Source organism: Xanthobacter luteus, from assembly GCF_040049235.1.
Classification (GTDB): domain Bacteria; phylum Pseudomonadota; class Alphaproteobacteria; order Rhizobiales; family Xanthobacteraceae; genus Xanthobacter.
This window is the reverse complement of the sequence record NZ_JBDZDO010000002.1, coordinates 238,115-260,763: the sequence shown is the minus strand read 5'-3', so window position 1 is coordinate 260,763 and position 22,649 is coordinate 238,115. Positions and strand designations below refer to the sequence as shown.

The window sequence follows — 22,649 nt, the reverse complement described above, 5'->3', positions numbered from 1 at the left end:
ACGCCAATGTCGATGCTAGAGATGAGCGCTTCCCATCCGAGGCTCGGCATTCTTGTGCAGCAAGCCCGCGGCAATGGGCCGGCGCGGGTCGGCGTGGTCTATCCGTGCGAGGCCGGAGCCCTTGCCGCGGCCCTTGAGGCCGCGGCCTGCGGCTTCATCCTGCCCGTGCTCATCGGCCCGCGGGCGCTGATCCTGAAGGCCGCCGCGGAAACGGGCGCAGACCTCGCCCAGATCGAGATGGTGGAGGCCCCTGATCCCGTCAGCGCCGCACGGCGGGCGGTGGCCATGGCCGGCGCCGGCGAGATCGCGGCCATCATGAAGGGCTCGCTCCATACCGACGAGCTTCTGGGCGCGGTGGTGGGCCGCGACAGCCCGTTGCGCACGGGGCGGCGCATGAGCCATGTCTTCTGGTTCGACTGCCCCGCTTACCACAAGCCCCTGATGCTGACCGACGCGGTCATCAACATCACACCGGGCCTGTCGGAGAAAGCGGACATCATCCGCAATGCGGTGGAGCTCGCCCATCGCCTCCACATCCCCGATCCGAAGGTGGCCATCCTCGCACCCGTGGAGACCGTCAACCCCGACCTGCCCGCCACCATCGACGCGGCGGCCTTGTGCAAGATGGCCGACCGGGGCCAGATCCCCGGCGCCATCATCGACGGGCCGCTCGGCTTCGACAATGCGGTGTCGCTGACGGCCGCGACCACGAAGGGCATCGTCTCCCACGTGGCCGGGGAGCCGGACATCTTGGTGGTGCCGGATCTCAATTCAGGCAACAGCCTCTACAAGTCCTTCGTCTATCTGGGGGGCGCAGCCTGCGCGGGCCTGGTGCTCGGCACCAAGGTTCCCATCATCCTCACCAGCCGCTCCGATTCCCTGCAGGCCCGCGTCGTCTCCTGCGCGCTGGCCGCCCTATCCATGCGCGGGCCGCCCGGACCGCGCCATTGAGGCGCCCTTCGCGTCGCCGCGCGCCTTAATTGCCCGTGCCGATCCTGGGAGCGTCTCCGGGGCGATGGGCGGGTCCGCCACCGAAGGGGCGATGGCGTTCACGGCAATGCCGAGGGGCCCGAGCTCGCGGGCGAGCCCCTTGGTCAAGGCGACCAGCCACGGCGTGGTGTCGCCGACCCGCAACAGCTCGGTGGCGATGATCGGGGCGAGGCCGCGCGCGAACATCCCGGGGAACTGATAGACGAACGAGATGCCGCTATGGCGCACCCGCGTGTCGAACAATTCCGAACAGCGCCGCCTGCGGGCGGTGGACCGCCCGATAGATGAAGGCGAAGGGGATCGCCACCGCCAGCCAGATCAATTCCAGCGCCTGCCGCGCTGTGCGTTGGGCGCGGCCGGCCGCGGGAAGCGGCCGGCCGCGGAACCTTGCCGCGTCAGGTCGCAGCCAAGGCCTGCGGCCTCGCCGGGAGCCGTTCTGAGACCGCGTCGGTGATCTGCGCCGGCGTGTCGACCACGGTGATGCCTGCCGCTTCGAGGGCCGCGCGCTTGGCGGGATAGCCGCCGGCGCTGCCGGTCACGATCGCGCCGGCGTGCCCCATCTTCTTGCCGGGCGGCGAGGCGCGGCCCGCGATGAAGGCGACGACCGGCTTCTTCATGTGGGCCGCATATTCCGCCGCCTTCTCCTCCATCGATCCGCCGATCTCGCCCACCATCACCACCGCGTCGGTGCCGCGGTCCTCGTCGAGGGCCTGCAGCGCGTCGCGGGTGGTGGTGCCGATCATGGGATCGCCGCCGATGCCGAGAAAGGCGGACTGGCCGAGGCCGGCACGGGTGAGGTTGAGGCAGATCAGCGTCCCGAGGCTGCCGCTGCGGGAGATCACGCCGATGCGGCCGGGCTTGAAGATGTTGGGATTGTGTCCCGGCATGATGCCGACGAAGCCTTCGCCGGGGGTCACCAGGCCGGCCGTGTTGGGGCCGATGATCCGCGTGCCGCTGCGGGCCGCCGCGCGGTGCATGGCCATCACGTCGTGGGCCGGAATGTGCTCCGTGAGCACCACAAGGAGTCCCGCGCCGGCATCGATGGCGTCGAGCGCCGCGTCCTTGGCCGCGGCCGGCGGGATGAACATCACCGCCACGTCGAACGGCGCCTCGCGCGCCGCTTCCCGGGCGGTGGCGAAGAGCGGCACGCCAAGATGGGTCTGCCCGGCCCGCTTGGGATTGACGCCGGCGACGATGCGGGTGCCCTCCCCCATCATCTTCTCCGCCCAGAACGAGCCCTGCTTGCCTGTCATGCCTTGGACGAGCACGCGGTGATGCTTGCGAAAGATAATCATCGGGCTGCCTCCACCGCGGCCTTGACCGCATCCTCCATGAGATCGAACGGTTCGATGCCGAGGCGCTCGCGCACCAGGCGCACCGCCTCGTCCTCGCCGGTGCCGTGGATCGAGAAATAAACGGGCAAGGTCGGCCGCAGGACCTCCCAGGCCTTGACCACCCCTTCCGCCATCACGTCCGTACGCGCGAAGGCGCCGCAGAAGTTCACGACCAGGCTCTTCACGCCGGGATTGGAGAGCACCAGGTCCAGGGCCGTCTCCGCCTTGGTGTAGGCTTCGCCGCCGATCTCGAGGAAATTGGCGGGCCGGCCGCCGAAATGGGCGATGACGTCCATGGTCGTCATGGTGAGCCCCGCGCCGTTGGCAAGCACGCCCACATCGCCGTCGAGCTGGATGAATTTGAGCCCGGCCGCAGCCGCGCGCCGCTCCAGATCGGTCGCCGGTTCGGACGCCGCCGCAGCGGTGAGCTCGGGCTGGCGGAAGGCGGCGGAATCGTCGAGCGTGAACTTGCAGTCGAGCGCCACCACGCGCCCGTCCGAAAGCACGGCGAGCGGGTTGATCTCGAGCAGCTCCGCATCGCTGGCGACATAGGCGCCATAGAGCCGCGCGAGCACGTCCGTCACCTGATCATGCGCCGGGCCGAGGTCGAGGCCGCGCACCAGGGCGGCGGCATCGAACCGGCTGAAGCCGGCGTCGGGATCGACGAGGGTGCGCCGGAGCGCATCCGGCCGCGAGGCCGCGACCTCCTCGATGTCCATGCCGCCCTCGGTCGAGAACAGCACCAGCGGACGCCGGCTGGCGAAGTCCGAGAGCACGGCGGCGTAGAATTCGCGCGTGATCTCGGCGCAGGCCTCGACCAGGACGGCGTCGACCGGATGGCCGTCGATCGACATGGCGAGGATCGCCTCGGCCGCGGCGCGGGCGGCTTGCGGCGTGTCGGCGCGCTTGATGCCGCCGGCCTTGCCGCGCTTGCCCGTGGGCACCTGTGCCTTGACGACACAGGAGCCGATCACCCCGCAGGCGTCGGCCGCCTCCTCGGGCGTGTGGCAGAGGCGGCCCTGCGGGATCGCAATCCCCGCCGGCGCGAGGACGAGGGCCTTGGCGGCCTGTTCGACGAGGTTCATGGCGCAGCCCTCACTTGCCGTACTTTGCCCAGAAGGGTCCGAACAGCTCCTCCTCGGAGGGCTTGTCCTCCGGGATCACCGTCACGAGATGGGTGATGTTGAGGAAATGGCGGAAGCTCAGATTCTCGGAGATCGAGTTCTTCTGCCAGGAGCCGCAGCCCATGGAGAGGGTGAAGCCGAGGCCGGAATCGAACCCGCCGCCATTGCCGAAGGTGTGCGCGAAATTGACCAGCACCCGCACCACGTCGAGGTCCTCCGCAAGCTCGCGGGCGTGGTCCATGTCCTTGGTGTGGATGCCGAGCGAGTGGCCGCGCCCCTGATGGTCGAGGATGTCCCGCACCAGGCGCTTGGCATCCGCGAAGTCGCGCGCCCGGTAGACGGTGAGCACCAGCGAGAGCTTCTCGCCGGAGAAGGGATGGTCGCGGCCGATGCCGGCCTCCTCCACCATGAAGAACTTCGCGTCCTTCGCCGGCTCGGGCAGGCGGAACGCCTCGGCGAGGATCGGCGCGCCGCGGGCGATGAGGTTGCGGTTGAGCTTGCCGCCGGCCCACAGATTGGCGCGCACGCGCTCCTTCTCGTCCAGCGTGCACATGAAGCCGCCGGCCTCCTCCAGCGCCGCGATGGCCGCGTCATAGACGGCGTCGAGAATGACGACGGAATTCTCGGACGAGCACGAGGTGGAATTGTCGAAGATCTTGGACGCGCAGATCTTGCGCGCGGCGTCGGCGAGATCGGCGCTGGCGTCGATGATGACGGGCACGTTGCCCGCGCCCACGCCGATGGCCGGCGTTCCGGACGAATAGGCGCGCCGCACATTGTCCTGCGATCCGGTGACGACCACGAGGTCCGCCATGCGCATCAGCGCGGTGGTGCTCTCCTTGGTCACCGGCTCGGGCAGCACCTGCACGAGATCCTCCGGCAGGCCGATGCGGGCCAGCTCGGCGCGCATCATCTCCACCACCCGCGCCGTGGTGCGGTAGCCGAGCGGCGACGGCGCGATGACGATGGCGTTGCGGCCCTTGAGCGCCATCATCGCCTTGTTCGCCGGCGTCGCCGCGGGATTGGTGGACGGCGTCACCGCGCCGATCACCCCCATGGGCTTGGCGTATTTGACGATGCCCTTGGCCCGGTCCTCCTCGATCACGCCCACCGAGCGGCCGCGCAGAAGATCGCGCAGGGTGCCGAAGGTCTTGCGCTGGTTCTTGACGACCTTGTCGGGCACGTTGCCGAGGCCGGTGTCCTCCACCGCCAGCTCGGCCAGCTCGCGCGCGCGGCCGGGCTCGTAGATCGCCCAGGCCAAGGCGCGGACCGCCTCGTCGGCGCGCTCCTGGCTGACCTCGGCGAAGCTCTCCTGAGCCCGGCGCGCCGCGCGCATGGTGCGCTCGACCGCGGCGATCGCGTCGTCCGCCGCTTCGAGCGGCATGATGACGGCCTGTGTCATGGCTTTTCTCCTTTACGTCGTTCCTCGTTGCAGGGCGCTCTCCGAGGACGCCCTGCGCGATGCCCGGCCCGGGAACCGCGCGATGTCTGGCCGGCGTCCCTACTCGGCGGGCGCGTGGTGTCGGCGGGGAAACAAGTTGCCGATCACGGGTAGCAGCAGCGTCAGGATCACGAGCGCGATGACGGTGCCGGAAATCGGGCGCATGAAGAACACGGTCCAATCGTTCTGGAACGAGATCATGGAATTCATGAAAGCCTCCTCGGCGAGCGGCCCGAGGATCACGCCCAGCACCATCGGCGCGATGGGAAATCGCATGCGCTCGAACACATAGCCGACCACGCCGAAGCCGAGCATCAGCCAGAGGTCGGTGACGTTGGAGCGGATCGACAGCGCGCCGATGAAGCAGAAGACCATGACGAAGGCGGAGACCACCGCCTCGGGGAAATCCATGATCTTCACCAGGGGGCGGATGGTGAAATAACCCAGCACGCACATCCCGACGATGCCGATGAAGAGCGAGGCGAAGATGGTGTAGATCATCGCCGGGGAAGTAATCATCACCTGCGGGCCGGGCTGCACGCCGTGCAGCATGAAGGCGCCGAGAATGGCCGCGGTGGCGCCGCTGCCGGGAATGCCGAGCGCGAGGAGCGGAATCAGCGCTCCGCCCACCGAGGCGGTCGCCGCGCTCTGCGGGGCCACGATGCCCTCCGGCACGCCCGTCCCCATGCGGGCGCGCTGGCGGCCGAACTGGCTCTCGACGCCGTAGCCCACGAAGGAGGCGATGGTCGCGCCGGCGCCGGGGATGATGCCGACCACGTGGCCGAGCAGCGTCGAGCGCAGGAGCATGCCCTTCAGCCCCGAGATTTCCTTGAGGCTCGGCAATTGGGTGCGGGTCTCCCCGGTGCCCTGGAGGGGGGCGGAGGTGAAGCCGATTTCCAGCCGCGCGAGCACCTCCGCCACGCCGTAGGCCCCCACCATCACCACGAGGAACTCGATGCCGTCGGCCAGGATCGGCAGGCCGAAGGTGAACCGATAGGAGCCGTAGATGGCATCGGTGCCGACGCAGGCGACGAGCAGTCCCACCGACAGGCTGATGAGCGCGGAGGACAGCGAGCCCTTCCCGAGCGAGATCACGCTGGCAAGGCCGAGCAGGACGATCGCGAAGTATTCAGGCGAGGAGAATTGCAGCGCGAAATGCGCCACCGGCTTGGTCAGCACCACCATGATCGCGGCGGAGATCAGACCGCCGATGAGCGCCGCGACCAGCGTCCAGCCCAGCGCCTTCGCCGGCTGACCCTTCTTGGCCATGGCATAGCCGTCCCACAGCAACGGCACATGGATGGGCTCGCCGGGAATGCGGAACAGGATCGAGGTGAAGGCGCCGCCATAGGTGCCGGAGACATACATGGCGGTCAGAAGGATGATCGCCGATGTGACGTCCATCTGATAGGTGAAGGGAAGGAACAGAACGACTCCCATCACCAGCGTCAGGCCCGGCAGGATGCCCACCAGGAGGCCGACAACGAGCCCGACAAACAACATCAGCATGTTGATCGGTATGAAGCAGGCGATGAAGCCCGCACCGAGCTGCGTGAGAATATCCAGCATGTGAGGCGCCTTTACAGGGTCCGGTTTCGCGGGATCAGGGCAGGCTGACGATGAGGTCGGTCAGGATGTCGAACGGCGGGATGCCGCGCGGCAGCGAGACGTAGACCACCTTCAGGAACAGGATGCTGAGCACCGCCGTGCCGATGAAGGCCGCGGCCCAGATCGTGCCGTGCTTGCGGAACCGGCCGAGATACATGAAGCCGGCGAGGAACAAGAAGGTGGAGAGCGGAAAGCCGACGATGCCGAGCGCCAGGCCATAGAGGCCGCACATGGCCATACCGCCGAGGAGCAGGGACAGGCTGCGGTCCTGCAGATCCTCCGCCTCGACCGAGGGCTCGGCGGCTTCGAGCTGATCGGCAAGGCCGTGCGCCTCCTTGTGATTGGGCGAGATGATCGCCCGCACCAGCTCGATCAGGCTGACCACGCCCATTAGCCCGATGGCCACCTTGGGCCAGAAGTCGGGGCCGAGCTCGCCCGGCCGGGACGCGACGTCGATGTGGTTGGCGAAGTGCCAAAGCGCGGCGGCAACGACGATCAGCACGCCATAGGGCAGTGCCGCTGAGACGCGGTTGGTCAGCGCGTGCGTGGTCATGCGACCCTCCTCGACGCGAAAATGGACGGTGCTGTGGAAGCCCTTGCGAGGGCGGCGCGTCCCGGCCGGCGTGACCGGGACGCAGGCTCGATCAGGCGGGCTTCGCGAGCGCCTTCATCTCTTTCAGCTGCTGCTCCAGGAACGCCATTGACTGGCTCGCCGGCAGGTAGCTCTTGGGATCGGCGATCTGGTCACCGAGGAACTTCTTGTATTCCTCGGTTGCCGCCACTTTGCCCAAGACGGAATCGATCTGCGACATGGCCGCCGTCGGCGTGCCCGCGCGCAGGACCACGGCGCGGAACTGGGGTAGCGCCACCTGGTATCCGAGCTCATAGGAGCAGGGGACGTCCTTGAAGTCGGGGAAGCGCTCCTTGCCGAACACCATGATCGGCCGCATCTGCTTGCCGTCGATGAAGCTGCGGACGTCGCCGGCCTGCTCGTAGAGGGCATCCGCGTGGCCGCCGAGGATCGAGATGTAGCGTTCGCTCGGCTTGGAAAAGGGGACCTGGATGACGCTCACGCCCTTGCCCGCGAGGTAATTGAGCGAGAAATCGTCGACGCTGCCGAACCCGAGCGTCGCCACCTTGAGCTTGTTGGGGTTGGCCTTGGCTTCCTTCTCGAAATCGGCCCAGGTCTTGAAGCGGCTGTCCTGGGCGACGAAGATGAAGGACGGCGCCTGGATCATCACCGCGGCGGGCGCGATGTCGGACAGCTTCCAGCGCGGGTTGGTGCCGGCGAGCAAAGCGTGGGCGTCGGCAATATAGATGGCGGCCGAATAGCCGTCCGCCGGAGCGGCGAGAAGCTTGGCCATGCCGGTGCCGCCGGTGCCGCCGGGCACGTTCACCACCGGAATGCCCTGGCCGAACATCGGCTCGGCGAGCTTGCCGACCTGACGGGCGAGCTGATCTGCGCCCCCGCCCGGCCCCCAGGGCACGATCATCTCGATCGGCCGCGCCGGGAACTTGTCGTCGGCGGCAAGCGCCGCTCGGCACAGCGAAGATCCCGCCACGGCAATGGTGCCGCCAGCGTAGAGAAAATGGCGTCGTGATAGATTCATGTGAAATTCCTCCCTATCCGGTCTTTACCATCCGTCGGTTGACCCAACGTGATGCTGCCCGGGATGCTTTTGCGCGGCTCGTTCCGATAACTACCGACGGTCTGATAACAGGATCGTCGGTCTGAAGAGGGGCCGGAGGGCTTGGCGTGATCCCTAGGCCCGACGCGACAACAGGGTAGACATTAAAACGGTACAACCACCCTGCGATTCACCGAAATTTATTGTGTTGATCGCGATCATTCGCGATCCTTATGACCATGATCCCTGACCTAGACATTGCCCTGGTCCGCACCTTCCTCGCCATCGTCGATACGGGAGGCCTGACTTCGGCCGGCCGGGTGGTCGGCCGGACCCAGCCGGCCATCACCCAGCAGATCAAGCGGCTCGAGGAGACCCTGGGCCGGCCGCTGTTCGACCAGGATCGGCGGCATCTGCGGCTGACGCCCGACGGAGAAGTGTTCCTCGAGTACGCCCGGGCAATTCTGCGCCTCAATGACGAGGCCCGCGCGCGCTTCGGCGCTCCGGACATTCACGGCACGGTCACGCTCGGCGTGCCGGATCTCTACGCCGCCTATCTCCTGCCGCAGCTCCTGCGCCGTTTCGCACGCGCCCATCCGCTTGTGGAAATCGAGATGCGCTGCATGCGCAGCGTCCATCTTTACGAGGCGATGCAGCGCGACGAACTGGACCTCGTCATCGCCACGCTTCAGCCCGACGAGAAGAGCGGCGCCGTGGTGCGCCGGGAGCCGCTGACATGGGTCGCGGGGCCGCACGATCGGCCGGAGGCGGAGGAGGTGGTGCCGCTCGCGGTCCTGCCGCCGGGCAGCGTCTATCGCCAGCGGGCGCTGGAGGCACTGGGCCGCGCCGGCCGACGCTGGACCATCACCTCCTTCAGCGAGAGCCTGGCCGGTCTACAGGCGGCGGTGTTCGCGGGGCTCGCCGTCTCGGTGTTCCCGCGCTGTGCGGTGCAGCCCGGCATGCGGTGCCCGGGGCCGGCCGAGGGTCTGCCCGACCTTCCGGAGATCGAGCTGGTGCTGCACCGGCGTCTGATGGCGCCGAGCGCCGCTGCCGAGCATCTCGGCGACTTCGTCGAGCGCGAGCTGGCGCAGATCTCGGCGTTTCATCCCACCGCCATTGCGGACGGATCGCCCGCCCTGCCGCAGCGCCTCGGGGTGGCGCGGGCCTGAGGGGCCGGTGTCCGAGCAAGAGCCCCGGGCATGCCCCTGCGGGGCCCGGATCACGCGGACTGGGCCGGCCTGGACTGAACTTCCACGGTGATGTGAGCGAGCGCGCATATCCCGCGGATCCGCGCCTTGTAGTAAGCGGGGTCCGAGAGATCCTCGCCGGTCAGGGCAACGATCGCCGCGGCGTGGCCGGGGCCCAGCTGCCAGACATGGAGATCGGTAATCCGCGTGCGCTCGTCCTCGATCGCGGAACGGATCTCGCCCTCCCAGTCCGCATCGGCCGGCGTCATGTCGAGCAGCACGCGCCCGGCGTCATGGACCAGCCCCCACGACCAGCGGGCGATCACCAGCGCGCCCGCGAGCCCCATGAGCGGGTCCGCCCAGAGCCAGCCATAGGCACCGCCGAGCAGCAGGGCGACGATGGCCAGCACCGAGGTGAGGGCGTCGGCGAGCACGTGCAGATAGGCCGCGCGCAGATTGTTGTCCCGCGCCTGGCCGTGCCCGGCGCGCGCGTCGGCGTGGTGGTGGTGGTCATCGTGGCGGTGGTGGTCGTGGTCGTGGGAATGGCCGTGATGATGGGGCGCGTCGCGCAGGAGCAGCGCGCTCACCAGATTGACCGCGAGCCCGACGACGGCGACGCCGATCGCCTGCGTGAAGCTGATGGGCACCGGATCGGCGAAGCGCAGGAAGCTCTCCCAGCCGATCAGCAGCGCCACCAGCGCCAGAGCCACCGCGCTCGCAAATCCCGCGAGGTCTCCGAGCTTTCCGGTGCCGAAGGTGAAGCGCGGATCGCGCGCGAGGCGGCGGGCGTAGAGATAGGCCAGCGCCGCGATCAGCATGGCGCCCGCGTGGGTCGACATGTGCCAGCCGTCGGCCACCAGCGCCATGGAGCCGTAGAGCGTGCCGGCGACGATCTCCACCACCATCATCACCGTGGTCAGAACGATGACGAACCAGACCTTGCGCTCGTTGCGCCGGTGGTCGGCGCCGAGAAACACATGGTCGTGCCTCAGCGCCGCGACGTCGCTCTCGATCATCTGCCCATTCTCCGCCGCCCCGTCACTTCAGGTAGGTCCGGATGATCGACATCAGCTCGTCGCTGCCTTGCCGACGGTCCGCCTCGGTCTTCGCGCCGAGCACATGCTCGCGCAGGTGGTCGTCCACGAGCTCCGTGGTCAGCCCGTTCACCGCGCCGCGGACGGAGGCGACCTGGCGCAGCACCTCGCCGCACGCCACTTCCGCCGCCAGAGCGCGCTCGATGCCCTCGATCTGCCCTTTGATCCGGCGCACGCGGGCGATCAGCTTGTCCTTGTTGCGGATGGTGTGGGCCACGCGGCGAGGCTCCCCGATCAATCGCAAATAGCGTAGGGGGGTATATTATTTTGCGCAACCGAGATTTGGGGCGCCTCGGCAAGGCCGGCGCAGGCCATCCCCTGCGCCTCGGCGACCGGCTCTACACCTCCTGCTGGCATGGCAGCTTCGTCATCCTCGGCATCGAGCACATCTCGAAGCCGCGCTTCATCAGCGGCCTGGACTGGAGCCCGCCTTATCCCTGCCCGACCCACACGGCGGCGCCGGTGCCGTTCGAGATCATGGGCCGCAAGGTTCTGGTCTGCGCCGAAGTTCGGTCTTCTGCCAAGACACGGCCTCATGAAGTCTTGGCGCGGCGGGAGGCCCCGCCGGCGGGCAGGCGCTCACGCGGACACGACGACGGCCAGGGCCACCACCCGCGGCGTCTCGCGCCAATACAGGCGGACGGCGTGCCCGGTCCTGGTCGTGGCACGCCCGGCCGGCAGGTCCACGGCGATATCCTGAAACTCGAGCATGACGCCGTCGCGCGGATAGACCGCCTTGTAGCAAGCCTCCTTCAGCGCGAAGAGCAGCCGCCCCGCGAGCTCGGGCGAGGCGCCGGCCAGCCGGTCGCCGACGGACCGCGCCAGCGCCGCCACGTCCTCCGGCAACGGCTCGGCCGGCTCGACGTCGATGCCGATCCCGCGAAAATGCGCCCCGCGTCCGACCGCGGCGACCGCCATGTGAGCGTCGTGGGCGAGCGAGCCGACGATGCCCTCGGGCCAGACCGGGCAGCCGGACGGCCGGCGGCCGATGGCGACGCCCGCGTGTCCGAGATCGGCGAGCAGGGCGCGGGCGAGATGGCGCGCCGCGCCGCTGGCGCGCCGGGCGAAGCGATCACGGGTGGTTATGACCTGCCGTTCCTCGGGCAGCAGGCGGCCCTCGTCGCCGTCGCGGATGGCGCGGCAGCCGACCTGAAGCCCCGCGGGTGCCATTTCGCGCAGGGCCGCGCGCAGCGGGGCCGCGGTGCAGCCGGATGGGAGGCCTTGGGCCACGGCGCTCAGGGCTGGCCGGCGCGCGGCCGGGGCACCACAGACAAGCGGGCGATCATCTCGCCATCCTCGTCCTCGCCCTCGTCCACGAAGCCCGCCGACCGATAGAGCCGGCGCGCGCCCTCATTGTCGGGCATGTAGCACACCCGAATGTCCCGCACGCCCTCGATCGCGGCGATCTCCCGCACCAGAGCGGCGAGCGCCGCGCGGCCATAGCCGCGACCCTGGGCCCGGCGGTCGATCATGAACCGGTAGATCAGCGCCTCGCCGGCGTCGCCGGCATCGTACATGGCGAACCCGACCACCCGGTCGCCGGCCACCACCGCCCGCGGCCGGGCAGCCCTGTCGCGCCGCGCCTCCTTGAGCGAACTGGCATTGTCGGCGAGGAGGTCGCGCTGGTCGTCGGCGAGTTCGAGCGCCAGCACGGCCGCACGGTTGGCGGGACCGACGGGCTCGAGCCGCAGCTCGCCGGGTCGCCCGGCGGCGGGGTCCGCCCGCGGTGCCGTGCCTGGCATGCTCACCCCGCGGTCGCCGCGGCGGCGGCGCCGGCCGTCGGCACGAGAATATGATGCAGCTTGGCGGGGTTGCCGCGCCACGAGGTCCGCGGCTCGATCATCTCGCCCTTCATCACGAACGAATCCGCGTCCACCGTCGCGCCTTCACCCACCACCACGCCATAGTGGATGAACGCCGCCGGGCCGAGCGTCGCGCCATCGCCGATCCTGATGAGCTCCGACTTGAAGACGCCCTCTTCCAGCGAGTGCGGCTGCAGCACGCAGCCTTCGTTGAGGGTCGCGTCGTCGCCGATCTCCAGCAGCGAGCGCTCGGTGATGATGCTGCCGGCGTCGAACACGCGGCGCCCGACCTTCACGTTCAGCAGGCGCAGCATCATGGGCCGGAACGGGGTTCCGGCGAACAGCGTCATGGTTGGGGAATCAGCCAGCTTCCAGTGGCGCTCGTGGGACCAGAAATGGGGATCGTAGATGGTCATGATGCGCGGCTCCAGGCGCCGGAAGCCGATGCTCGCCCGCTCGATCAGGCTGTAATATAGAACCGACCCTATGACGGTCGCGAACAACGCCACCAGCAGCGCCCACACCCCCCACTCGCTGTAATAATTGAGGGCGCGGTCCCAAACCACCATGGTGAGGAACAGGACCATCCAGTGGCTGGCGAGAACCAGGGCGACCGTGACCGCGTTGTGGACGTTCTTGCGCGCCACGCGCCGGCGCTGCTCGCGCGCCGAGACGGTGCCGAGCAATTCCTTGTCGCGCTCGACCATGCGGGGGATCTCGAATGCGGGCGACCCCAGGAGGCCGATATTCTCCCGGATCTCGCCTTCGATCGGGATCATCACCTTGGTGCCGAGCAGGCAGTTGGCGCCGACCCGCGCGTCCGGCGGCACGTGGATGTTGTTGCCGAGGAAGTTGCGCTCGCCCACGCGGGTGCGCTCCAGGCGGAAGGCGGTGGCCGACTTGTGCATGTTGATCATCGACAGGCCGTCCGACACCATGGTCCCGCTGCCGATTTCGCACAGCAGCGGGTTGTCGTGCCTCTGGTTGGTGCCGAAGTTCGAGCCGGTCTGGTGCACCGTGTTGAGGTTCCAGCCGAGCGCGCGCATGTAATAGACGATCGCCGAGCTGTCGCCGAACACGAGGTTCAAAAACCGGTTGTTGCTGCTGCCCGACACCACCGTCTGCAGCCAGTGGTTGGGGCTGTAGATCGAATAGGTCTGCCCCTCGCGCAGGAACGGCTTGAGCAGCCGCGGCAGCAGCACCGCCGCGAGCAGCGCCAGCAGCAGGCCTCCGAACATCACGATCGTCGCGCCGACCGCCAATTGCCCGACGGTCTCCTCGAGGTCGTCGCTGGTCCACTGCCAGTAGCTCAGGAACTGCAGCGGCAGCGGCACCACGACCGTAACCAGACCGACGATCTGGAACATCTCGTAGCCGATGCGGCGCATCAGCGAGCACGGCAGGTCGGTGACCTTGCAATAGTTCGCCGTGGTCGGCAGCGCGGGGGAACCGTGCCAGTGCTCGCCGGCCGGGATCTGCTGCCCGCTCTGGAGCGAGGACGAATGGCCGAGCTGGGCGCGATCGCCCATGGAGGTGTGAATGTCGAGCAGGCTCGCCTCGCCGACGAACGCGTCATTGCCGATCACCACGGGACCGGTATGGATGTAGCCCGCCTCGGCGCGATAGCCGAGCACCGTGGATTCCTTGCGCAGGATGGCGTTGTCGCCGATCGATATGAGATCGGTGCACACCGGCATCGACCGGCATTCCACCACCGAATTGTGCCCGAGCCGAGCACCGAGCAGCCGCAGATAGAGGCTGTAGAGGGGGCTGCCCTTGAACAGCACCACCGGCGCGCTGCGCACCAGCGTCATGACCACCCAGAAGCGGAAATAGCGCGCGCCCCACAGCGGGAACGATTCCACCCGCCAGCGGCCGACCAGCAGCCATTTCGCGATCACGCACAGCGCCGACCAGCCGAAGAAGAAGACCACCGCCAGGACGGTGCTCCTGAGATAGAGGCCGAATGGCTCGTCGAGCTTCTCGTTGACCCAGGTCAAGCCGGTGTTGAAGCTCCACTGCAGGACGAAGCCGTAGACGAAATAGAACGCGAACTGCGCCACGCCGCAGGTCCGGTACGCAAGATCGCTCGCGCGATGGGTCGCCTGCGGCACCACCTCGGCCGCGGCGGCACCGGACTGGCGCTGCAAATGGGCGGCGAGCGCCGCCGCGGTCGGGTTGAGGTAGATGTCCCGCATCGATGCGGTGCCCCACCCCTCCTTGGTCCGAAGCCTGGAGCACAGCCGCGCCATCAGCAGCGAATTGGCCCCGAGATCGTCAAAGAAATGAGCCTCCACGCAAACTCGGTCGCGCTTCAGCACGTCGCACAACTGGGCGACGACGAACCGCTCCTGGTCGTTGCGCGGCGCGATCGTCTGGCTTTCGCCGGTGTGCTTGTCGGCGGCGGGCGGCGGCAGCTGCCGGAGGTCGACCTTGTCCGAGACCGTCATCGGAATGGCCGCCAGCTCCTCGAGGAAGCTCGGCACCATGAAGTCGGGAAGCCGCCGCTTCAGCGCACGGGAGATATCGCGGCGCGAGAGGGGCGCGGCGCCGCTCTTCAGCGTGTAGTAGGCGACCAGTTCCAACCGCTCGGGATCGGACTGCCAGGTGGTCGCCACCGCCTGGGCGATCGATGGGTGCTCGAGCAGCACCGCCTCGATCTCGCCGAGCTCGATGCGGTTGCCGCGGATCTTCACCTGGGTGTCGACGCGGCCGTGATATTCGATGTCGCCGGCCTCGTTCAGCCGGCCGAGGTCGCCGGTGCGGTAGATGCGGCCGCTGGGATTGTGCGGCAGGTCGAGAAAGTCGGGGATGAACTTCTGCGCCGTCAGATCGGACCGGTTCAGGTAGCCGACCGCGAGCCCGACGCCGGCGATGCCGATCTCGCCCAGCTCTCCCGGCGGCGCCAGGGCCGGCTGCGCCGGATCGAGAATGGCGATCGCGTAGCTCGGCAGCGGTCGGCCGATCGTCACCGGCCGGTCCGGCGTCAGCACGCCCATGGTGGCCGTCACCGTCGCCTCGGTCGGGCCATAGGTGTTGAGCAGCGTCAGGCCGGGCCGCGACCAGCGGACCACCAGATTGTGCGGGCATGCCTCGCCGCCAACCAGGATCAGCCGCAATGCCGGCACCTCGCTCTCGATCGAGGACAGCAGCGTCGGGCTGCAGGCCATGCAGGTGACGGCGTTGTCGCGCAGGAAGTCGGCCAGCTCCGCGCCGATCAGCGTCTGGTCGCCCGGCGCCGGCACCAGCGTCGCGCCGCCCGCGAAAGGAACCCAGATCTCCTCCACCGAGAAGTCGAAGGCGATGGTCATGCCCTGGTAGACGCGGTCGCCGGGCCGGTAGCCGTAGCGTTCGGCGGCCACGCGCACGAAATTGCAGATGCTGCGATGCTCGACGACGACGCCCTTGGGCTTGCCGGTGGTGCCCGACGTATAAAGGATGTAGCAGGCACGGTCCTCGCGCAGCGGCGCCGCATCGCGCGGCAGCGGCGCGTGCGAATGCGCGTCGATCGCCGCTCCGGCCTCGTCGACAATCAGATGCCGCACCGGCAGATGCTGCACCTTCTCGCGATAGGGCGCGATCGTGATCACCAGGCTCAGGCCGGCATCCTCGACGATGAACGCGATCCTCTGCTCCGGAAACGCCGCGGCCAGCGGCACGTAGACCGCCCCGGCCTTCATGACGGCGAGCATCACCACATAGGTCTCGACCGAGCGGTTGAGCAGCAGGCCGATGCGGTCTGCGGGCTTGACCCCACGCCCGATCAGCAGCCGCGCGAGCTGGTTGGCGCGGGCATCGATCTCGGCGTAGGACCACGTGGCGTCGCGGACCACCACCGCCGCGGTCGACCCGTGGCGCGCAGCAAGACCCTCGAACAGCATTTCGAGGCGCTCGTCCGGATGGCTCGGCTGGGCGGGGCATTCCCCGACCACCACCTGCGGACGGGCGGGCACGGTGATGCGACCGGGCTCGCCGTATCCGTCGCCGGCCGGCGTCGCGCCGGCCGCGCCGGCCGCCGGGGGCGCGGTGTCATTGGCGGCGACCGGGGTCGCGCCGCCGTCGCGGTCGCGCACATTGCCGTGGAGCATCACACGAACCATTCCATCGTATGGAAGCCGGACAGCCGATCTGAGCTGCATTGGTCTCCGGCAACATGCGCGGTTCGGGCGTCAACCAAGGCCGATTGGCCGCACGCCCGGTCGCGCCGTTCTTTCCCGACGGCCAAACAGCGGCGGTCTAGCTCTTCATTTCGAGCCCGGTCAAGCCCAACCGACGCAGATCGTTCCGCCGATCGCACCGGGGCCTTTTGAAACCGGGGTCCGCATGGTGAGCGGCGTTCGGAAGGCCCAAAGTGTTGCCGTTACGGCATCCGACCGCCCGCACGGCCCCCGGGCGCATGCGGTGCCCCACGCCGTTCCCGCCCCTTTCCACCCCGAGCCGGCCCCCGGACAAGGCGGCCGGCGCACGCCTGCCCTTGCGCGCGCCGCAGCACCTCGCACACCGTATTCGCGTGTGGACGGCGGCATCGTTCTTGGTGATTTCTGGTCCAGCCCCTGTTTTCCTGCGGGGGGCACGAGCGGCCGATGCCTGCCGAGGACCGGACGACGTCACCGGGCGCACCGCGTGCGCCGGCGAACGGCGCCCGCAGCGAAGGGGCCGAGCGGGATCGACACAGCCATGACCACCAAGCCCAACGCGCGCTCCGGCGGACGCATTCTCGTGGACCAGTTGCTCATCCACGGTGCGGACACCGCTTATTGCGTGCCCGGCGAGAGCTATCTCGCGGTGCTCGACGCGCTGTTCGACGCCCGCGACCGCGTCCGGCTGGTCAATGCCCGCCACGAGGCCGGCGCCGCCAACATGGCGGAGGCCTACGGCAAGCTCACCGGCCGACCCGGCATCGCCATGGTCACGCGCGGGCCCGGCGCCTGTCACGCGGCGGTGGGGGTGCATACCGCGTTCCAGGATTCGACCCCCATGATCCTGCTGGTGGGCCAGGTCGGGCGCGACATGATGGACCGCGAGGCGTTCCAGGAGATCGACTACCGGCAGATGTTCGGGCCGATCGCCAAATGGGCGGCGCAGATCGACGTCACAGCCCGCATCCCCGAATACATGGCCCGCGCCTTCCGCCTCGCCACCTCCGGCCGGCCCGGGCCGGTGGTTCTGGCGCTGCCCGAGGACATGCTGACCGAGACCGCCGACACGCCCGACGCCGAGCCCTGGCGCCCTGTGGAACCGGCGCCGCCGCCGGAGGCCGCGCTGGAGAAGCTGCGCGGCCTTCTGGACCGGGCCGAGCGGCCGCTGGTGCTGGTCGGCGGCCCCGGCTGGACCGACGCCGGCGCCGGCGCCATGCGCGCCTTCGCCGAGGCGAACGGCCTGCCGGTCGCCACCTCGTTCCGCCGCCAGGACGCCTTCGACCACCGCTCGGAGACTTTCGCCGGCGATCTCGGCACCTCCGGTCCGCCCGCTCTGGTGCGGCTGGTGAAGGAGGCGGACCTGCTGCTCGTGGTCGGCGCCCGCCTCGGCGAGATGACCACCCAGGGCTACACGGTGATGGACAGCCCCACGCCACGGCAGAAGCTGGTCCACGTCCACGCCGATCCGGACGAGCTGGGCCGGGTCTATGCGCCGGATCTCGCCATCGCCGCCGCGGCCGATGCCATGGCGCGGGCGCTCGGCGGGCGGCGCTGGGTCGCCCCCGAGCGGTTCGCCGCCTGGCGCGGCCGGCTGCGCGATGGGTATCTCCAGGCGCTGCGCCCCACCCATCCGCCCGGCGCGCTCGATCTTGCGGCCTGCATGGCGGAGCTTTCCGCCTGCCTCGGCGACAACGGCATCGTCACGCTGGACGCCGGCAACCATACCGGCTGGCCGCAGCGCTTCCTGCCGTTCGGGCGGCCCGGCCGGCAGATCGGCCCCACCAGCGGCGCCATGGGCTATTCGGTCCCGGCGGCGGTCGCCGCCGCCTTGCTTCACCCCGACCGGGTGGTGGTGAGCTGCGTCGGCGACGGCGGCTTCATGATGAGCGGGCAGGAAGTGTCCACCGCCGTGCAGCACGGCGCCAAGCCCATCGTGCTGCTGTTCAACAACGCCACCTACGGCACCATCCGCATGCACCAGGAGCGCGAGCATCCCGGCCGGGTGATCGGCACCGACCTCGTCAATCCGGACTTCGTCGCCATGGCCGCCGCCATGGGCGCCCATGCCGAGCGCGTGGCGCGGACGGAAGAGTTCGCCCCCGCGCTCGACCGCGCCCTCGCCGCGGGCCGGGCGGCGGTGATCGAGCTTGCGGTCGATCCGGAGATCGTCTCGACGCGCCTCACCATCTCCGCCCTCAGGGCGCGGGCGCCGGGCGGCTGAGCGGCGCCATGCCCGCCGCGACGCGCTCCAGCAGATAGGGAAAGAACGGATTGGAGGACATGCGCACCAGCATGTCCACATCCACCACCAGCGCCCCGTATTCGCCGCGCGCGGCGATGTCGCCGAGGCGGATGCCGAAGGCGTCCGCCGGGTCCGGCTCGAGCCCGTAGAGCCCGTCCTCCAGCGGGAACGGCAGCGCCACGTGGGAGAGCGAATAGACGTCCCGCGGATAGGCGATCCCGAGCGGGCGGCGGAGCTCCTCGGCGGCATGCGCCGGGGTCTCGCGCACCTCGGCGCGGGAGGTGTCGGCGGCGGAATTGGCGATGACCGCCACCCGGAACGGCCGCGGGGCCGGAGGCAGCAGGCGCTCGAGCGCGGTGTCCGCGCGCGCGGTGAGCAGCTGCTCGAACGAGGTGTCGCGGTTGATGTCGAACAGCACCAGCTCGCTGCCATTGTCGGGCAGGCGCCGGTGCAGCTGGTCGATCACCGCGCGGGTGCTCACGGTGTGGTCGAGCACCGACTGGAAGGTCAGCACCGGCGGAAGCCCGTCGATGAGGCCGCCCTTCAGATGCCGGCGCATGTTCTCCCCGAGCGCCTGCGTCAGGAGCCAGGACTGGCGCGCGGCGTGCACCGGAAACGAATTGTACTTGAAGGGGTTGAACTCGGGGATGAGGGACAGCCACGCGGCCTTGGCGAACGCCGGGAAGATGGCGGGCCAGCCGGCGAGGCCGGCGAAGCGGGCGAACGCCGTCACCCCCACCATGGGCGAGACGAGCACGATCTTGTCCGGCCGCCCGAGCGCGGGATCGTCGATGGCGTCGAGCGCGTGCATGAGCGCCAGCGCCCCGCCATTGGAATAGCCGACGAGGTGGAACGGGCCGTCCGGCACCCGCCGTTTCGCCTCGCGCACGGCGAGGCGGGTGGCGGCGCGCCAGTCGTCATAGTCGACGCCGAGCAGCGCGCCGGGCACGGTGCCGTGGCCCGGCAGGCGGATCGAGAGGGCGAGGAAGCCCAGCGCCGCATAGCGCCGCGCCACGTGCCGCAGGCTGTAGGGCGAATCCGTCAGCCCGTGCAGAAATACGGCGACGCCCCGCACCGGCCCTTCCGGCTCGACCACGAAGGAGCGGTTGAAATCCTGGGCGAAGCGGGCCGGAAAGATCGGGCTGGCGGCATAATAGCGGTCGTAGGGCACGCGGGCGCGGGGCGGCAGCTTGTCGGTGACCTCGCGCCGCACCTCGGCGAACAGGCGGTCCTCGGCGGCGAGATAGGCGGCAAAGTCGGCCCGGTCGAGCGCCGCGCGGCTCAGCTCCTTCGGCGTGAGGGTGTGCCAGAGCTCCAGCGGCGGGCCGCGCTGGGAATCCACCGCCCGCACCACGAACACCGTGACCAGCGCCACCACGATCGCCGAGGCGATCCAGCGGGCGATCCTCAGGAGACGCTTCACCATCGGCCCCATCCGCCTCCCGCGCCGCTGCGCGCCACGCAGGCCGCGACGCCAGCCGCGATCGCACGCCGCCCGCCTCACACCTTGCGCACGAATTCCGCGCGTAGCACCAAGCCCTTGATGCCGGGATGGCGGCAGTCGATCTCCTGTGCGTCGCCGGTGAGGCGGATCGACTTGATGACCGTCCCGCGCTTCAGGGTCTGGCCGGCGCCCTTCACGGTGAGGTCCTTGATCAGCGCCACGCTGTCGCCGTCCGCCAGCAGATTGCCCAGCGAATCGCGCACCTCCACGCCGGCGGGCCGCGCTTTCTGCGCCGCCTCGCCGGGGCTGAGCCACTCCCCGGTGGCCTCGTCATAGACATAGTCGTCGTCGCCGCTGGTCATGTGTGATCCTGATACGTTTGGTCCCGTTCACCCGTAGCGCCGCTGCGCCTCGATGGCGAGCCCCGTGCCGACCGAGCCGAACGTGTCGCCCTCGATCACCCGCGCCTGCGGGACGCAGGCGCAGATGGCGGCGCGCACATGGGCGAGGCGGGTGGAGCCGCCGGTGAGGAAGAGCGCATCGATGGCGCCGGCGTCAAGGCCCGCCGCCTTGAGGCAGGCGCCGATGCGCGCGGCGATGCGGTCCGCCAAAAGGCCGGTGTGGCGCACCAGGTCCGCATGGGCGATGCCCACCGAGAGGCCGGCTTCCAGCACCGCGAGGTCGAGCCGGGTCACCCCGTTCTGCGCCACGGCGATCTTCGCCGCCTCCACGTCGAGGGCGAGGGCGTGGCCGCGCTCGTCCTCCACCGCCCGCGCGAGGCGCAGCACCAGATCCGGCTGCGCCGCCTCGCGCTCCAGCTCGCGGATGGTGCGGGCGGTCTTGCCGTCATAGAGCCGGTTGATGGCGGACCAGGTGGCAAGGTCCTGATAGAGGCCGACCGGCATGGTGAGGCCCCGGCGCTTCAGCGGGCTGCCGTGTCCCAGCAGCGGCATCACCATGGACAAGGACAGCTGCCGGTCGAAATCGGTACCGCCGACGCGCACGCCTTCATTGGCCAGGATGTCGGACGAGCGATCGGCGCGGCCGGCATGCCCGCGGGCGATGCGCACGATGGAGAAGTCCGAGGTGCCGCCGCCGATGTCGGCGATCAGCGCCAATTGCTCGCCCGCCACCTGCCGCTCGTAGTCGAGGCTCGCCGCGATGGGCTCGAACTGGAACGACAGCTCGGCAAAGCCGATGGCGCGGGCGATGTCGCCCAGCACGCCTTCGGCCCGTGCGTCGCCGGCCGCGTCGCCGTCCACGAAGTGCACCGGCCGGCCGAGCACCACCGCATCGAGCGGGCGCCCCGCGGCCCCCTCCCCGCGCGCCTTCACCGCGGCGAGGAAGGCGGCGATCACCGCTTTGAAGCCGAGCCGCTGGCGCCCCACCGGGGTGGTCTCGTCGACGAGCGTAGTGCCGAGCACCGATTTCAGCGCCCGCATCAGGCGCCCCTGCTCGCCCGAGACATAGGCCGCCATCGCCGCGCGCCCGACCAAAGGCGCGCCGGTGCGCGGATAGAAGATGGCGCTCGGCAGCGTCTCGGCGCCGTCTTCCAGCGGCGCCAGCCGCGGCCCGTCCGCGCCGATGAAGCCGAGGGTGGTGTTGGAGGTGCCGAAATCGAGGCCGCAGGCGGTCACGGGACCTCCTTGCATGAAGCGGGTGCGGAAGAGGGCTCGGTTGCTAAATCAAGTCGTGCTGCGACGCAACAGATGCGTCGCGCATCGCGCCTGGCATCGGCCCGTCGGTCGATCGCCGGCCCGCCTTCCCGCGGCGGCTCAGACCGCCTGCGCCAGCATGGCGGCGCGCCCGTCGGCGTCGGCGGTCCACAGCTCCAGGCCTTCGGAGGCCTCCGCCGCGTTCAGCGTCATCGGGGCGCCGTCGAAGATCGGCCGCACCGAGCGGAAGGTGAACCGCGCCGGACGCCGGCCGAGCAGCCGGGCGGCAAAGCCCGCCAGCAGCGTCGCCTGGAGCGGCCCGTGGACGATCAGACCCGGATAGCCCTCCTCGTGCAGGCAGTAGTCCCGGTCGTAATGGATGCGGTGGCCGTTGAAGGTGATGGCGGAATAGCGGAACAGCAGCATCGGCGTCGGCACCACCGTCTCGCTGTGCCGCGCCGCGCGCGGGCCGTCCGCGGCGCCGGACCCGCCGGAGGCGGCGTCGGCGCCGCGATAGACCACGTCCTGCCGCTCCTCCACGGCGAGGCCGCGCGGGGTGGCGTAGAGATGCTTCAAGGTGACGAAGCACAGGGTGCCGGTGCGCCCCTCCTTCACCACCACGTCCTCGATGGTGGAGTGTCGCTCCACCGCGTCGCCCACGCGCAGCGCGTCGTGGAAGGCGAGCGCGCCGCCGGCCCACATGCGGCGCGGCAGCGGCACCGGCGGCAGGAAGCCGCCGCGCGCCGGGTGCCCGTCCGGGCCGAGGCCGGAATTGGGCACGGTGGGGGGCGCGAGGCACCATTGGGCGGCGAGCGGGGCCTCGTCCCCCGGCTGCGGGGTGCCCGGCGGCAGATCGAGGGTGGCGCGCATCTCGCGCACGCCGCGCGCGGTGACGAGGTCGCTCACGCGCTCCTCGCGGCCAATCCAGGAGCGCAGATGCGCGGCGTCGAGCTCCGCCATG

At 69.7% G+C, this 22,649-nt stretch carries 19 protein-coding genes; 3 read left to right on the top strand and 16 right to left on the bottom strand.

Going from position 1 to position 22,649, the window contains the following annotated elements; genetic code table 11:
• Positions 1-6 precede the first annotated feature (6 nt).
• Positions 7-951, top strand: a complete 945-nt coding sequence (locus ABLE88_RS09790) for a bifunctional enoyl-CoA hydratase/phosphate acetyltransferase (RefSeq protein ID WP_348831357.1) — start codon at positions 7-9, stop codon at positions 949-951.
• Here the strand turns inward: ABLE88_RS09790 and ABLE88_RS09785 are convergent.
• The 7 genes from ABLE88_RS09785 to ABLE88_RS09755 all read right to left on the bottom strand — a co-directional run bounded on the left by ABLE88_RS09785 (position 916) and on the right by ABLE88_RS09755 (position 8,107).
• Positions 916-1,233 carry an SDR family oxidoreductase gene (locus ABLE88_RS09785; protein WP_348831355.1) on the bottom strand — a complete coding sequence of 106 codons (318 nt, stop codon included), beginning with the start codon at positions 1,231-1,233 and terminating at the stop codon, positions 916-918. The genes ABLE88_RS09790 and ABLE88_RS09785 overlap by 36 nt on opposite strands.
• A 152-nt stretch (positions 1,234-1,385) precedes the next feature.
• On the bottom strand, positions 1,386-2,285 hold the full coding sequence (gene sucD / locus ABLE88_RS09780) for a succinate--CoA ligase subunit alpha (RefSeq protein WP_348831354.1): 900 nt from the start codon (positions 2,283-2,285) through the stop codon (positions 1,386-1,388).
• The gene (locus tag ABLE88_RS09775) at positions 2,282-3,409 is read right to left on the bottom strand and encodes a succinate--CoA ligase subunit beta (protein ID WP_348831353.1); all 1,128 of its coding nucleotides are present in this window, start codon (positions 3,407-3,409) and stop codon (positions 2,282-2,284) included. The genes sucD and ABLE88_RS09775 overlap by 4 nt, the downstream gene beginning before the upstream one ends.
• A gap of 10 nt (positions 3,410-3,419) precedes the next feature.
• Complete coding sequence (gene sauS, locus ABLE88_RS09770) at positions 3,420-4,850, bottom strand: acylating sulfoacetaldehyde dehydrogenase (RefSeq protein WP_348831351.1); 1,431 nt, start codon at positions 4,848-4,850, stop codon at positions 3,420-3,422.
• Positions 4,851-4,949: 99 nt separating this feature from the next.
• On the bottom strand, positions 4,950-6,458 hold the full coding sequence (locus ABLE88_RS09765) for a tripartite tricarboxylate transporter permease (protein ID WP_348831350.1): 1,509 nt from the start codon (positions 6,456-6,458) through the stop codon (positions 4,950-4,952).
• A 34-nt stretch (positions 6,459-6,492) separates the two neighbouring features.
• A complete protein-coding gene (locus ABLE88_RS09760; RefSeq protein ID WP_348831348.1) occupies positions 6,493-7,050 on the bottom strand; it encodes a tripartite tricarboxylate transporter TctB family protein in 558 nt (185 codons plus the stop codon).
• A gap of 91 nt (positions 7,051-7,141) precedes the next feature.
• Positions 7,142-8,107 (bottom strand): Bug family tripartite tricarboxylate transporter substrate binding protein, encoded by a 966-nt coding sequence (locus ABLE88_RS09755; protein WP_348831347.1) that lies wholly within the window; start codon positions 8,105-8,107, stop codon positions 7,142-7,144.
• Positions 8,108-8,358: 251 nt separating this feature from the next.
• On the opposite strand from ABLE88_RS09755, the gene ABLE88_RS09750 reads away from it, so the two are divergent.
• Positions 8,359-9,294, top strand: a complete 936-nt coding sequence (locus ABLE88_RS09750) for a LysR substrate-binding domain-containing protein (protein WP_348831346.1) — start codon at positions 8,359-8,361, stop codon at positions 9,292-9,294.
• Between the two features lie 50 nt (positions 9,295-9,344).
• Here ABLE88_RS09750 and dmeF read toward each other — a convergent pair whose 3' ends face one another.
• The 5 genes from dmeF to ABLE88_RS09725 form a co-directional block, all read right to left on the bottom strand.
• Positions 9,345-10,328 carry a CDF family Co(II)/Ni(II) efflux transporter DmeF gene (dmeF, locus tag ABLE88_RS09745; RefSeq protein ID WP_348831345.1) on the bottom strand — a complete coding sequence of 328 codons (984 nt, stop codon included), beginning with the start codon at positions 10,326-10,328 and terminating at the stop codon, positions 9,345-9,347.
• Positions 10,329-10,350: 22 nt separating this feature from the next.
• A complete protein-coding gene (locus ABLE88_RS09740; RefSeq protein WP_348831344.1) occupies positions 10,351-10,623 on the bottom strand; it encodes a metal/formaldehyde-sensitive transcriptional repressor in 273 nt (90 codons plus the stop codon).
• 362 nt (positions 10,624-10,985) lie between these two features.
• Positions 10,986-11,636, bottom strand: coding sequence for a 4'-phosphopantetheinyl transferase family protein (locus ABLE88_RS09735; RefSeq protein WP_348831343.1), 651 nt, complete (start codon positions 11,634-11,636; stop codon positions 10,986-10,988).
• A 5-nt stretch (positions 11,637-11,641) separates the two neighbouring features.
• Positions 11,642-12,148 (bottom strand): GNAT family N-acetyltransferase, encoded by a 507-nt coding sequence (locus tag ABLE88_RS09730; protein WP_348831342.1) that lies wholly within the window; start codon positions 12,146-12,148, stop codon positions 11,642-11,644.
• 2 nt (positions 12,149-12,150) lie between these two features.
• Positions 12,151-16,296, bottom strand: a complete 4,146-nt coding sequence (locus ABLE88_RS09725; RefSeq protein ID WP_348831341.1) for a Pls/PosA family non-ribosomal peptide synthetase — start codon at positions 16,294-16,296, stop codon at positions 12,151-12,153.
• 589 nt (positions 16,297-16,885) lie between these two features.
• Between ABLE88_RS09725 and ABLE88_RS09720 the strand changes: the two genes are divergently transcribed.
• A complete protein-coding gene (locus ABLE88_RS09720; RefSeq protein ID WP_348831339.1) occupies positions 16,886-18,568 on the top strand; it encodes a thiamine pyrophosphate-dependent enzyme in 1,683 nt (560 codons plus the stop codon).
• Here ABLE88_RS09720 and ABLE88_RS09715 read toward each other — a convergent pair.
• From ABLE88_RS09715 to ABLE88_RS09700, 4 genes are all read right to left on the bottom strand, one after another.
• The gene (locus ABLE88_RS09715) at positions 18,543-20,015 is read right to left on the bottom strand and encodes an alpha/beta hydrolase (RefSeq protein WP_348831338.1); all 1,473 of its coding nucleotides are present in this window, start codon (positions 20,013-20,015) and stop codon (positions 18,543-18,545) included. The genes ABLE88_RS09720 and ABLE88_RS09715 overlap by 26 nt on opposite strands.
• 74 nt (positions 20,016-20,089) lie before the next feature.
• Complete coding sequence (locus tag ABLE88_RS09710; protein ID WP_348831337.1) at positions 20,090-20,395, bottom strand: alkylphosphonate utilization protein; 306 nt, start codon at positions 20,393-20,395, stop codon at positions 20,090-20,092.
• Between the two features lie 27 nt (positions 20,396-20,422).
• Positions 20,423-21,670 (bottom strand): Hsp70 family protein, encoded by a 1,248-nt coding sequence (locus tag ABLE88_RS09705; protein WP_348831336.1) that lies wholly within the window; start codon positions 21,668-21,670, stop codon positions 20,423-20,425.
• Positions 21,671-21,808: 138 nt separating this feature from the next.
• Positions 21,809-22,648 (bottom strand): HTD2 family dehydratase, encoded by an 840-nt coding sequence (locus tag ABLE88_RS09700; protein ID WP_348831334.1) that lies wholly within the window; start codon positions 22,646-22,648, stop codon positions 21,809-21,811.
• Between the last annotated feature and the right edge of the window lies 1 nt (position 22,649).

Excerpts from the sequence above, each read along its gene's own strand:
- ABLE88_RS09715 (WP_348831338.1), bottom strand. The coding sequence starts at position 20,015 with ATGGTGAAGCGTCTCCTGAGGATCGCCCGCTGGATCGCCTCGGCGATC.
- ABLE88_RS09750 (WP_348831346.1), top strand. The coding sequence starts at position 8,359 with ATGACCATGATCCCTGACCTAGACATTGCCCTGGTCCGCACCTTCCTC.
- ABLE88_RS09700 (WP_348831334.1), bottom strand. The coding sequence starts at position 22,648 with ATGGCGGAGCTCGACGCCGCGCATCTGCGCTCCTGGATTGGCCGCGAG.
- ABLE88_RS09760 (WP_348831348.1), bottom strand. The coding sequence starts at position 7,050 with ATGACCACGCACGCGCTGACCAACCGCGTCTCAGCGGCACTGCCCTAT.
- ABLE88_RS09775 (WP_348831353.1), bottom strand. The coding sequence starts at position 3,409 with ATGAACCTCGTCGAACAGGCCGCCAAGGCCCTCGTCCTCGCGCCGGCG.
- dmeF (WP_348831345.1), bottom strand. The coding sequence starts at position 10,328 with ATGATCGAGAGCGACGTCGCGGCGCTGAGGCACGACCATGTGTTTCTC.
- ABLE88_RS09765 (WP_348831350.1), bottom strand. The coding sequence starts at position 6,458 with ATGCTGGATATTCTCACGCAGCTCGGTGCGGGCTTCATCGCCTGCTTC.
- sauS (WP_348831351.1), bottom strand. The coding sequence starts at position 4,850 with ATGACACAGGCCGTCATCATGCCGCTCGAAGCGGCGGACGACGCGATC.
- ABLE88_RS09720 (WP_348831339.1), top strand. The coding sequence starts at position 16,886 with ATGACCACCAAGCCCAACGCGCGCTCCGGCGGACGCATTCTCGTGGAC.
- sucD (WP_348831354.1), bottom strand. The coding sequence starts at position 2,285 with ATGATTATCTTTCGCAAGCATCACCGCGTGCTCGTCCAAGGCATGACA.
- ABLE88_RS09710 (WP_348831337.1), bottom strand. The coding sequence starts at position 20,395 with ATGACCAGCGGCGACGACGACTATGTCTATGACGAGGCCACCGGGGAG.
- ABLE88_RS09730 (WP_348831342.1), bottom strand. The coding sequence starts at position 12,148 with ATGCCAGGCACGGCACCGCGGGCGGACCCCGCCGCCGGGCGACCCGGC.
- ABLE88_RS09725 (WP_348831341.1), bottom strand. The coding sequence starts at position 16,296 with ATGCTCCACGGCAATGTGCGCGACCGCGACGGCGGCGCGACCCCGGTC.
- ABLE88_RS09790 (WP_348831357.1), top strand. The coding sequence starts at position 7 with ATGTCGATGCTAGAGATGAGCGCTTCCCATCCGAGGCTCGGCATTCTT.
- ABLE88_RS09755 (WP_348831347.1), bottom strand. The coding sequence starts at position 8,107 with ATGAATCTATCACGACGCCATTTTCTCTACGCTGGCGGCACCATTGCC.